General features: G+C 66.6%; 9 protein-coding genes and 1 pseudogene. 1 reads left to right on the top strand and 9 read right to left on the bottom strand.

The features are described 5' to 3' along the window. Nucleotides 1-307 (top strand): annotated as a pseudogene (locus tag IF809_RS36940) (argininosuccinate synthase); the annotation flags it as partial. A gap of 173 nt (nucleotides 308-480) precedes the next feature. Here IF809_RS36940 and IF809_RS36945 read toward each other — a convergent pair. The 9 genes from IF809_RS36945 to IF809_RS36985 all read right to left on the bottom strand — a co-directional run. Beyond that, on the bottom strand, nucleotides 481-2598 hold the full coding sequence (locus tag IF809_RS36945; RefSeq protein ID WP_462839948.1) for an OmpA family protein: 2118 nt from the start codon (nucleotides 2596-2598) through the stop codon (nucleotides 481-483). Between the two features lie 188 nt (nucleotides 2599-2786). Then, the gene (locus IF809_RS36950) at nucleotides 2787-3029 is read right to left on the bottom strand and encodes a hypothetical protein (protein ID WP_453981315.1); all 243 of its coding nucleotides are present in this window, start codon (nucleotides 3027-3029) and stop codon (nucleotides 2787-2789) included. Further along, nucleotides 3029-3514, bottom strand: a complete 486-nt coding sequence (locus tag IF809_RS36955) for a pyridoxamine 5'-phosphate oxidase family protein (RefSeq protein WP_462839949.1) — start codon at nucleotides 3512-3514, stop codon at nucleotides 3029-3031. The genes IF809_RS36950 and IF809_RS36955 overlap by 1 nt, the downstream gene beginning before the upstream one ends. A 72-nt stretch (nucleotides 3515-3586) precedes the next feature. Next, nucleotides 3587-3973, bottom strand: coding sequence for a VOC family protein (locus IF809_RS36960; RefSeq protein ID WP_462839950.1), 387 nt, complete (start codon nucleotides 3971-3973; stop codon nucleotides 3587-3589). 21 nt (nucleotides 3974-3994) lie between these two features. Then, a complete protein-coding gene (locus IF809_RS36965; protein WP_462839951.1) occupies nucleotides 3995-4819 on the bottom strand; it encodes an FkbM family methyltransferase in 825 nt (274 codons plus the stop codon). Between the two features lie 226 nt (nucleotides 4820-5045). Further along, on the bottom strand, nucleotides 5046-6992 hold the full coding sequence (locus tag IF809_RS36970) for an ABC transporter ATP-binding protein/permease (RefSeq protein WP_453994114.1): 1947 nt from the start codon (nucleotides 6990-6992) through the stop codon (nucleotides 5046-5048). Nucleotides 6993-7031: 39 nt separating this feature from the next. Beyond that, the gene (locus tag IF809_RS36975; protein ID WP_462839952.1) at nucleotides 7032-9185 is read right to left on the bottom strand and encodes a hybrid sensor histidine kinase/response regulator; all 2154 of its coding nucleotides are present in this window, start codon (nucleotides 9183-9185) and stop codon (nucleotides 7032-7034) included. 192 nt (nucleotides 9186-9377) lie between these two features. Then, nucleotides 9378-10160, bottom strand: coding sequence for a succinate dehydrogenase iron-sulfur subunit (locus IF809_RS36980; protein ID WP_128963336.1), 783 nt, complete (start codon nucleotides 10158-10160; stop codon nucleotides 9378-9380). A gap of 24 nt (nucleotides 10161-10184) precedes the next feature. After that, on the bottom strand, nucleotides 10185-11493 hold a 1309-nt coding region (locus IF809_RS36985; RefSeq protein ID WP_462839953.1), incomplete at its 5' end, for an FAD-binding protein.

An 11493-nucleotide genomic window follows, 5' to 3' on the forward strand; every position in this document is an offset into this window, starting at 1 on the left:
GCGCGAGACCGCGCAGCGCTGGGTCGCCCGAGCCGTCACCGGCGAAGTCACGCTCGAGCTGCGCCGCGGCAACGACTATTCTATTTTGAACACGGAAAGTCCGAACCTCACCTATGCGCCGGAAAGGCTCAGCATGGAGAAGGTCGAGGACGCCGCCTTCACGCCGGCCGACCGCATCGGCCAGCTCACCATGCGCAATCTGGACATCGCCGACACCCGCACCAAGCTCGGTCTCTATTCGAAGACCGGTTTGCTCTCGGGCAGCGAAGGCTCGCAGATCTTCCGGCTGGAAAGCGACAAGGGCTGACGTTAGGCAAAGCGACGCGTGCCCGCGCATTTTCCGTGATCGAGAGAGGTGGTGGGCACGGTGCTATGCGCCTTTGCCAACCCTACGACTTCACGCCATGTCGCCGCACGCACGTCATAACCAAAACAAAAATGGCCGGGATCGCTCCCGGCCATTTTCTTTTTGCGATCGCCTCAGCGCGGCGGCGGGGCCGCGTTGGCCTGGCCGCCGTTCAATAGCGGGGTGATGCGACGGACGGTGACGCGCCGGTTGATCCGGCTCGGGCCGTCGGTCTGCTCCTTCAGGTACTGCTTGCCGTAGCCCTGCGACGTCAGGTTCTCGGCAGGTACGCCGAACTGCTGGGTCAGTAGTTCGGCCGCGGCCTGCGCCCGGCGATCCGACAGCGACAGATTGTCGACGTCGTTGCCGACCGCGTCGGTGTGGCCCTCGATCAGGAACACCTCCTGCGGGTTGGCCCGGATCGCCTGGTTGATGCCGTCGGCGATCACCTGGAGCCGCGCCGCCTGATCAGGCGGAATGGTCCACGATCCCGTCTCGAAGTTGATCGTGTTGACGTCGACGCTCGGCATCGCCATGCGGACGTTCGGCGAGTAGCGGATCTCGTCGAGCGAGTAGCGTCGTTCGATCCGCTGCACCGGCGGCGCCCGCATCGTCTCGTAGATCACGTCCGGCGATGCTTCCTGGGCATCGACGATGTAGCGATCGTAGGGGATGCTCACGACCGGCGGCGGCACGTCGACATAGAAGCCGCCGACCGCGCGCGGGTCGCGATAGGTGTTGTCGATGATGATGATCTCGCGCCCGCCGGGGTCCCTGCGGATGCGACGCAGCAGCGAACCATCGGGACCGACCACGGTGATCACCTCGCTTCCGTCGGGACGGATCACGACGGTGCGGGTCTCGCCGCCGACGGTCTCGGTGCGGATGTCGCGGGCGCCGTAGCGGAAGCGATAGAGATCGTTGCCGCGGACATATTCCTGACCGCTGGGGTCGCGGATGATGATGCGGTCCGGCTCGGTGTAGATGGTGCGGCCGCCTTCGACGACTTCCTGCCGCTGATTGCGGTAGTCGGCGATGGTGGCGCCGATCACGGCACCGGCGACCACGCCCGCACCGAACGCCAGCGGCGTCAGGTCACGCTGCGGCGGACGCGGCGGCGGCGGCAGCGGGGCGGCAACGGCCGGCGCGGCGCGGAAGGCCGGTGCAACCGTCGGCGGGGCGTACTGAGCCTTGTTGGGCGGCGGTGCTGCGGCCGGCGTGGCCGGGACGACCGTCGGTGCAGCGGCGCCGGGCGGCGGTGCCGGGGGACGCTGCACGGCGCCCGCCTGCGGCGTCACAGGCGGTGTTCCAGCCGTGGGCGCGCCCGCAGCCGGCGCTCCACCCTGACGGCCGGGAGGCGCCACAGCGCCGCCGGGAGCCGGGGTTGGTGTCGGAGTTGGGCCTGCAGCTGGCGGGGCGCCCGGACGTGCGGGCACCGGCGTCGGGGTGCCAGTTGGTGCCGGCGTGGCAGCCGGAGCTGGTGCCTCTGCGGCCGGCGGAGCGCCGGGGCGCACTGGGGTCACAGTTGGTGTGGGCGTGGGTGTCGGCGTAGCAGTCGTCGTTCCCGGGCGAAGTGCCGGCGTTGCAGGCGACGGCGTGGGCGTTGCCCCCGGAGCTGGCGCGGGTCTCGCGCCAGGAGCCGCTGAAGGCGGAGGGGGAGGCGGCGCAGCCGGCCGCCCCGGTGCCGTCACAGGCGGTGGAGGGGGCGGTGTCGGAGCGTGCTGCTGCGGAGCCGCAGCCGGAGGCGGCGGTGTGGGGGCGTGCTGCTGCGGCGCTGGGGGCGGAGGCGGCGTCGGCGCATGTTGCTGCGGCGCTGCGCCCGGAGGCGGTGGTGTCGGAGCATGCTGCTGCGGCGCCGGAGGCGGCGTCGGCGGCTTGGGTGCAGCAGGCGGCGGCGGAGGCGGAGGAGGCGCCTGATGAGTTGCGGGCGGCGGAGGTGGCGGCGTCGGGCGTGACGGGGCGGCGGCCGGCGGAGGTGCGACAGGCGGATGCGGCGGTGCCGCCGCGGGCGGCGGTGCAGTCGGATGGGCGGGAGCCGCAGGCGGCGGAGGCGGCGTCGCCGGACGCGCGCCGGGCGGCGGCCCCTTCGGCGCTTCCTTCGGAGGCTGCTTCGGTTTTCCGTCAGGGCCCGTCTCTGGCTGGGCCTGCGCGACCACGAGTGGCGGCGCGGATTGCGCGTGCGATGCGGAGCTTGCGAATTGCATCGCGGTCAGAGCCGTCGTGGCAAGCAGCACGAAACGAAGGTTGGTCATGTGGTTCAACTTCCCCGGAAGGTTCTTTGACGAAGTCTGGTGATGAACGGCTACGCGTTAGGCCGCATTGTGGCGGGCGAAGCGGTCGCGGCCCGATTTATTTCTGCACGCAAATCACGTCACGATCGCGACGTTCATTGCGCATTCAGACGCTGGTTGCAATCGCCCCATATGTGATCGCTGCAGTCTCACATGCGGTCCTGCGACGAATTGGCATCCGTCGCAGGATTGGGCGTGAGCGGACCGTCCGGTCCACGCGATGGAATCTCTTCGGGCATGCGGCCCGGCAATTCATCGGGGCTCGGTGATTCGCCGGGCTCGCGCACCGGCGGCGTGATCTCGGGCTGCGGATTGCCCGGCGGAATTCCCGGCGGCGGCTCAACGGGCGTGCCGGGCGTCGATGGTGGTATCTCGGGCGGTTCGATCGGCATCACATCGAGACCTTGCGATTCTCGCCGATGTCAGGACGCGTATTCGTCACCGCTGCTGCAGCCATCTTCACGTAGGAGATCACCGTACCCGGCGAATCCCAGAACTCGGCATCATCGGGCGTGACCTTGAGCACGCGAATGTTGGGATCTTCGGCAGAGTCCCACCACGCCTTGGCCGGCGTCGAGAAAAGCTCCTTGATCTTGGCTCGGTCATTGGAGATGGCCGCAGTGCCCGTCAGGGAGACATATTTCTGACTGCCGGCATCGGCGAATGACAGGTTGATCGAGGGATTGCGAGCAATCTCCTCGTCCTTGTGACGCCGTGCGTCCGTCAAGAAATATATCGTGTTCGCGTCGCGATCGAGGTAGGCGCTCATCGGCCGCGCGCGCAGCTTTTCGCCGTCGCGTGTCACCAGCATGGCAAAGCCGATCTTCTTCATCAGCTTCCAGGCGCGATCGACGTCGCGCGCATTGTCGTTGGCCATATCGTGCTCCTTCTTGCAAGCGACGATAACAGCGTGCGGGATGCGATGTTCCCGTCGAAGAATGGAACCGGTCTATTCCGGCGCGTGACAGACCGCCTCGATGTTGTGGCCGTCCGGGTCGAGCACGAAGGCGCCGTAATAGTTCGCGTGATAATGCGGGCGAAGGCCGGGCAGTCCGTTGTCGCGGCCGCCCGCGGCCATCGCAGCCTTGTAGAACGCATCCACGGTGGCGCGGTCTTTCGCAGCGATCGCCACATGCACCGGCTTGTTCATCGCGCCTTCGCCGCCGATCCAGAAATCCGGCTTGCCGTCGGCGCCGAAGCCGGCGGCCGCGGCGTGGCCGGTCTGCTCCGCCGTCACCTCCATGATCAGGCTGTAATCGAGCGGCGCCAGCGCCTTGCTGTAGAACGCCTTCGCCGCCTCATAATCGGAGACGGACAAGCCCATATGATCGATCATAACAACCTCCGTTGTTCGTCGTCAGCGTGACAAAAACGTATTGCTTCTTGTCTTGCGCGCGATCGCATAGCCGCGCGCGACCATGTCACCGATACAATCCTGCTGCCATTCGTTTTGTGACAAATGCTCGATCACGACCGCGCGCGGCCACAGCGACGGCGGCGCGTCGCGGAAGAAACCGATCAGCACGCGGTCCTCGAAACCTTCGACGTCGATCTTGAGCGAATCGACCTGTGTGACGCCGGCCTCTTCGAGGATGCGCGTGAGCCGCAACGACGGCACCTTGATCGCATCCGTGCCGGCGTTGCCGGTGACGACATGCGTGGCGCCGAGATTGCCGCCGCCGCTCTCGATCATCAGCTCGCCGTCGGCATCGCCTGCGGCGGCCTGCACCAGGCGGACCTGCGTTGCTTTTGATGCGGCATGGTTGAAGGCGAGCCGTCCGAACGTCAGCGGATGCGGCTCGATCGCAACCACCTTGCCCGAGGTCCCCACCTGCCGCGCCATCACCAGCGCGAAGGTGCCGACATTGGCCCCGACATCGACGAAGGTGCCGCCCGCCGGCGTGTACCGGCGCAGGAAGTCGAGCTCATCGATGTTATAGTCGGGGTTGAACAGCGCGCCGCGTTCGGTGGCGCTGCCCTGGTGATAGAAGCGGAACGAGGCACCCTGATAGTGCACGTCGACCGGGCCGCCGCGCAGCAGGTTGACCAGCCGCGACATCCAGGGCCGGAATGCGCCGCGCTTCAGCCCCGACGCTTGCACGAGGCTGATAATGGCGGCCTGCGCTGCATTGGGCGCAAACGTGCCAAACGGTGCAGTCGAAAGGGCGTTGTCGGGCGTCAAGCAGGCGGTCCTCGTTGCAGGCGGCGCATGCATAGCGGGTTTTGGCGGGGACTCCAAACTCACTGTCATCCCGGGGCGCGAAGCGAGCCCGGGATCCATGACCACAGGGAGGAATGTGACGCGAGATGCTCACTCCGAGTCTTCGCCAAACCTCTCCCTGTGGGTATGGATCCCGGATCTGCGCGCGCTTTGAGGCGCGCTTGTCCGGGATGACGCAGAGAAAGCCTCACGCCGCTTTCTTGCGCTGGCGCAGGAAGCGGCCGAGCAGCTTTCGTTTGCCCTTGCGCGGGATCAGGTCGACGTCGCTGACCAGCCTGGCGCCGCCCTTGCGGCGCTCCAGCACGATCTTGCGGCTGTGGAAGGCCTCCAACTCGACGCGATGCGCGACGCTGACGATGGTGGCCTCTCGCAGCTCGTCGGTGACCATCTTCATCATCTTGTCCTGGCTCTTCTCGTCGAGCGCGGAGGTCGCTTCATCCAGCACGACGATGTCGGGGTTGTGCAAGAGCAGCCGCGCGAAAGCAAGGCGCTGCTTCTCGCCGCCTGACAGCGTCTGGTCCCACGGCCCCTCCTCCTCGATCTTCTCCTTGAGATGGTCGAGGCCGACCTTGTGCAGGGCTTCGCCGATCTCCTCCTCGCTCCAGTTCTCGGCCGTGCCGGGATAGGCGACCGCCCGGCGCAAAGATCCTGAGGGGACGTAGGGCCGTTGCGGCAGCATGAACAGCCGCCTGTCGGGATGGAAATTGACGCTGCCGCCGCCCCACGGCCAGAGGCCCGCGATGGCGCGCACCAGCGTGCTCTTGCCGGTGCCGGATTCGCCGGCGACCAGAAGCCGCTCGCCCGGTGCGATCACCACCTCGGTCTCGCCGACCACGGCGGTGCCGTCATCGAGCGTGACGGAGAGATCCCTCAGCTCCAGCATGGCCTCGTTGCCGGTCTCGCCGCGCTTGATGCGGCCGAGCCCGTCGCCCTGCTCGGCGCGCTCGAGGCCGTCGAGCGACATCATCAGCGAGGCGATGCGGCGCGCGCAGGCATTCCAGTCGGCCAGCCGCGGATAATTGTCGACCAGCCAGCCGAACGCGCCCTGCACGATGGTGAAGGCGGAGGCGGCCTGCATCACCTGGCCGAGGCTCATGCTGCCGTCGAGGAATTTTGGCGCACACAACAGGAGGGGGACGACGGGAGCAACCAGGCTCGATCCCTGCGACACCAACGTGGTGCGCATGTGCTGGCCGGCCAGCCGCGCCCATTGCCTGAGCACGTTGGTAAAATTGCGGTCGATGCCGCCGCGCTCCTCCTCCTCGCCGCCGAGCAGCGCGATGCTCTCGCCATTTTCGCGCACGCGCGTCAGCGTGTAGCGGAAATCGGCTTCGGCCTGGTTCTTGTCCTCGGAGACCTGCACGAATTGGCGGCCGATCACCAGGATCGAACCGGAAGCGATGATGGCATAGAGGATCGCGGCGATCACGAGAAAGCCGGGAATGGTGATCGCCGATCCGCCGAAGGTGATCGTGAGGGCGCCGCCGATGGTCCAGAGCACGACGATGAAGGTCGCGGCCGACAGCAGCGCGGAGGTGACGCCGGCGAGAAAGTCGACCGGGGAGTCCGTCGCGACGCGGAGATCCTCGGCGATCCTGTATTCGGGATTGTCGTGGTCGCCGCCGACGAGGTTGAGCTGGTAGTAGCGTCCATTCTCGAGCCAGCGCGTCAGCACGCTGCTGGTGAGCCAGGCCCGCCAGCGCCGCTGGATGCCCATGCGGGCAAACACTTGCGCGACGCCGAGCACGATGCTGCCGATGGCGAGCGGGAAGAACATTGCAGTGAGGTGGAAGACGGTGGTCGCATCGCGTTTCTCGATGGCGTCGAAGATCGCGCGATTCCAGACATTGATGCCGTATTGGAAGCCGACGGTCAGGACGATCAGCACGACGAGGCCGATGGAGAACGGCCAGGCCAGGCGATCGCCCTTGCGGCTCCAGAAACCGCGCGCGCTGATCCAGAAGCGGGTGAGGAGATAATCCTTGCGCGCCTGCTCGGCCTCTTCGGGCGTCAGCTCGGGATCAGGCTCCAGCAATTCGGGCGGTGGCGGCGCGACCTCATCGCCGTTCTCGCCGGTGACCTTCACGATGGGCGCTGTCTCGCCCTGCTCCTTTGTCCGGACCGGCTTCTGCATGCGGGGACAACGCCGTCCGGTTCCCTCGGGTTCCCCGCCTCACTCGGCGGCGCCGTCGCGCACCTGTTTCAGCCGCGCGGCCTGGTGCAGCACGCGCGACAGCTCCTCGATCGAATAGGGCTTCTGCACCAGCTCGAAGCCGGCGACGCCGTCCTGGGACAAGGTGTGGCTGTAGCCGGTGGTCAGCACGATCGGAACGTTGATGCAGCGATCGCGCATGGCCTGCGCCAGATCGAGCCCGGTCATCCCGGGCATCACGACGTCGGAGAACACGACGTCGAATCGATCGGCGTCGCTGACGAGCTCGGCGAGCGCGTCGGTTGCGTTGTCGACCAGCGTGATGCTGTAGCCGAGCTCGGTGAGCCCGTCGGCAGCGAAATTGCCGAGCTCGATGTTGTCCTCGACGACCAGCACCGACATGCCGCTGCCGGCGACGGCAGGCGCGGTGGTCGGCGCCTGGCTCCGGGGCAACAGCGCTGCCGGCGCGCGCGGCAGATAGAGCGAGAAGGTGCTGCCTTTTCCGACCTCGCTGATCACTGTCACCTCGCCGCCGGATTGCCGGGCGAAGCCGAACACCTGCGACAGGCCGAGCCCGGTGCCCTGGCCGACCTGCTTGGTGGTGAAGAACGGCTCGAAGATGCGGCCCAATTGTGCGGTGGGAATGCCGATGCCGGTATCGCTGACCGCAACGCAGATGAAGCCAAGACCTTTTGCGGCCTGACTGCCCGAGGCAGGCGCGAGCGTTTCAGGCACCGATGTCGCCGCGTGCACGGTGAAGACGATCCGGCCCTTGCCTTGCATGGCGTCGCGCGCGTTGGTCGCCATGTTGATCAGGGCCGTCTCGAACTGGCCGGCATCGGCATTGACGAGGCAGGGCTCGGCCGGCAGCTGCATGACTATCTCGATTGCAGGCCCCAGCAGCGTCGAGAGCATGTCGCGCAGCGACTGCATGCGATCGCCGGCGTCGAACACTTCCGGCTTCAAGGTCTGACGCCGCGCAAAGGCGAGGAGTTGCGAGGTCAGCTTGGCCGCGCGCGCCACGGCCTCCGCGATCGCCGTGATGTAGCGCTGCCGCCGCTCCTCGCTCAGTTGCGGCCGGTTCAAGAGATCGACGGAGGCGCGGATCACGGTCAGGAGGTTGTTGAAATCGTGCGCGACGCCGCCGGTGAGCTGGCCCAGTGCCTCCAGCCGCTGGCTGTGCTTGAGCGCCTCCTCCGCTTCGCGCCGCTTTGCCGCTTCGAGCTGGAGATGCTGGGTGCGCCGGAAGGCGAAGGCGAGCAGCACGAACAGCAGCGCGGTCGCGGGAGCGCCGAACACCAGATGCTGGCTGATGGCGGCGAGCCAGCGCGCGCGGATCGCCGAAGTCTCGAAGCCGGCGCTGACATAGATCGGATATTCGGCGACGCGCCGGTAGCCGATCCGCCGCTCGATCCCGTCCGATGGCCAGGCGATGGTCATCAGCCCATGATCGGGATGGACCGCGATGCTCCGGCCGACCGGGCCGTTGGGAACGAGCCGGAAGTCGTGGTCAAGGCGTGGGAAATGCGCCAGCATCGTGCCGTCGGTGCGTCCCATCGCGAAGAAGCTGCCGGGATCGGTGCCGATCCTGGCGTAGAAGCTCTCGAAATATTCCGGCAGCACGGAGGCCTGGATCACGCCGGTGAAGCTGCCGTCCTCGGACCAGCGGCGGCGGCTGACGCCGAAGAAGCGCGCGCCCTGATAGGGCAGGCGCGGCGTCAGCGTGGCGCCGATGTAAGTGCCGATGCTCTGGTCGACATGGGCATAGAAGTAATCGCGATCGGCAAAGCTCTGCTCCGGCGGCGGTGACGCCAGGCTGTTGACCAGCGCCTTGCCGTTGGCATCGAAGATCCAGGCCGATTTGAGCTGCGGCAGCGAATCGGAGAGCTGCTTCAGGCGCAGGTGCAGCGCGCCTTCCCGGGACCGGATGACATCGTCGGGCAGGTCGCGCACGACCTCGTTGAGTTCGGCAAGGCTGCGGTCGATGGTCTCGAACACCTTGAGCGCGTGCTCATGCGCGACATCGAGCGCGCGCTCGATCTCCCGGTCGGCGATCTCCAGTGTCGAGTGGTACGAGATGGCGGAGGCAATGGCGAACAGCGCAATCGGCAGCGCCAGGGATGCAACCATCATCCACCGCAGCAGTTTCAGCGAATTGCGTTGCAGGCCCTGCACGGTCGCTCCGGTCCCCCGACCGGAGAGCTTACTTGAATCGTGCGCCGGGAAGGAAGCGGCTTATGGCGGAACCGGAGGTTGCAACCCGCCAATTCGCGCGTGCCGCGGGACGGAGAAAATTCTCCCTAAAATTGTTCCGTTCGGAGAACGCCCCGGCCGTTTCGGCCGGGGTATCGCGCGATCAGAAGAGTCTTAGATCTGGCGCTCGACCATCTTGAGCTTGAGCTCGGCGATGGCTTCGGCCGGGTTCAGGCCCTTCGGGCAGGCCTTGGCGCAGTTCATGATGGTGTGGCAGCGATACAGCCGGAACGGGTCCTCGAGATTGTCGAGCCGCTCGCCGGTCGCTTCATCCCGCGAGTCGGACACCCAGCGGTTGGCCTGGAGCAGGGCCGCGGGGCCGAGATAGCGGTCGCTGTTCCACCAATAGCTCGGGCAGGAGGTCGAGCAGCAGGCGCACAGGATGCACTCGTAGAGGCCGTCGAGCTTCTCGCGGTCCTCGTGGCTCTGGCGCCATTCCTTCTGCGGCGTCGGCGAGGTCGTCTTCAGCCACGGCTCGACGGAAGCGTACTGCGCGTAGAAATTGGTCAGGTCGGGAACCAGATCCTTCACCACCGGCTGGTGCGGCAGCGGATTGACCTTCACCGCGCCGTCCTTCACGTCGTGCATCGAGCGGGTGCAGGCCAGCGTGTTCTGGCCGTCGATGTTCATGGCGCAGGAGCCGCAGACGCCTTCGCGGCAGGAGCGGCGGAAGGTCAGCGACGGGTCGATGTGGTTCTTGATCCAGATCAGGCCGTCCAGCACCATCGGACCGCAATCGTTGACGTCGACGTAATAGGTGTCGACGCTCGGATTCTTGCCGTCATCGGGGTTCCAGCGATAGACGCGAAACTCGCGCGTCTCGGTCGCGCCCGCGGGCTTCGGCCAGGTCTTGCCGCCGGTGATCTTCGAGTTCTTCGGAAGTGCGAATTCAACCATTCGATTAAGGCCTTCGCTGTTCGCTCAGTACACGCGCGCTTTCGGCGGGATGTACTGCACGTCGTTGGTCATGGTGTAGTCGTGAACCGGACGGTACTCGATCTTGACCTTGCCGGCATCGTCCAGCCAGGCCAGCGTGTGCTTCATCCAGTTCTTGTCGTCGCGCTCGGAATAGTCCTCGCGCGCATGCGCGCCGCGGCTCTCGGTGCGGTTGGCGGCCGAATTCATCGTCACCACTGCCTGCCCGATCAGGTTGTCGAACTCCAGCGTCTCGACCAGGTCCGAATTCCACACCAGCGAGCGATCGGACACGGCGATGTCGGCGATGCCGCTGTGAACCTTCGCGATCAGGTTCTGGCCCTCGCTCAGGACTTCACCGGTGCGGAACACCGCGCAATTGTTCTGCATCACGTGCTGCATGCCTTCACGCAGCTTTGCGGTCGGCGTGCCGCCGGAGGCGTAGCGGAAATGGTCCAGACGGCTGAGCGCTTGTTCGGCGGAGTTTGCCGGCAGCTCCGGCTGCTCGGCGTTGGGCGTCAGCTTCTCGGCGCAGCGCAACGCCGCGGCACGGCCGAACACGACGAGGTCGATCAGCGAGTTGGAGCCGAGGCGGTTGGCGCCGTGCACGGAGACACAGGCCGCTTCACCCAGCGCCATCAGGCCGGGGACCACGGCATTGTCGTCGCCATCCTTCTTGGTCAGCACTTCGCCGTGATAGTTCGTCGGGATACCGCCCATGTTGTAGTGCGTGGTCGGCACGATCGGGATCGGCTCCCGCGTCACGTCGACATTGGCGAAGATCTTGGCGGATTCGGAGATACCGGGCAGGCGCTCGGCGAGCACGGCGGGATCGAGATGGTCGAGATGAAGGAAGATGTGGTCCTTCTTCTTGCCGACGCCGCGGCCCTCGCGGATCTCGATGGTCATCGCGCGCGAGACGACGTCGCGCGAGGCGAGGTCCTTCGCCGACGGCGCATAGCGCTCCATGAAGCGCTCGCCCTCGGAGTTGACGAGATAGCCGCCTTCGCCGCGGGCGCCCTCCGTGACGAGGCAGCCCGCACCATAAATGCCGGTCGGATGGAATTGGACGAACTCCATGTCCTGGAGCGGCAGGCCGGCGCGCAGCACCATGCCGCCGCCGTCGCCGGTGCAGGTATGGGCCGAGGTGCAGGAGGCGTAGGCACGGCCGTAGCCTCCCGTCGCCAGGATCGTGGTTTGCGCGCGGAAACGATGCAGCGTGCCGTCGTCGAGCTTGAGCGCGATGACGCCGCGGCAGGCGCCCTGGTCGTCCATGATCAGGTCGATGGCGAAGAATTCGATGAAGAACTCGGCC

The organism is Bradyrhizobium sp. UFLA06-24 (genome assembly GCF_054967145.1).

Coding starts and splice junctions, on each gene's coding strand:
- IF809_RS36945 (WP_462839948.1), bottom strand. CDS start 2,598: ATGACCAACCTTCGTTTCGTGCTGCTTGCCACGACGGCTCTGACCGCG.
- IF809_RS36950 (WP_453981315.1), bottom strand. CDS start 3,029: ATGCCGATCGAACCGCCCGAGATACCACCATCGACGCCCGGCACGCCC.
- IF809_RS36955 (WP_462839949.1), bottom strand. CDS start 3,514: ATGGCCAACGACAATGCGCGCGACGTCGATCGCGCCTGGAAGCTGATG.
- IF809_RS36960 (WP_462839950.1), bottom strand. CDS start 3,973: ATGATCGATCATATGGGCTTGTCCGTCTCCGATTATGAGGCGGCGAAG.
- IF809_RS36970 (WP_453994114.1), bottom strand. CDS start 6,992: ATGCAGAAGCCGGTCCGGACAAAGGAGCAGGGCGAGACAGCGCCCATC.
- IF809_RS36980 (WP_128963336.1), bottom strand. CDS start 10,160: ATGGTTGAATTCGCACTTCCGAAGAACTCGAAGATCACCGGCGGCAAG.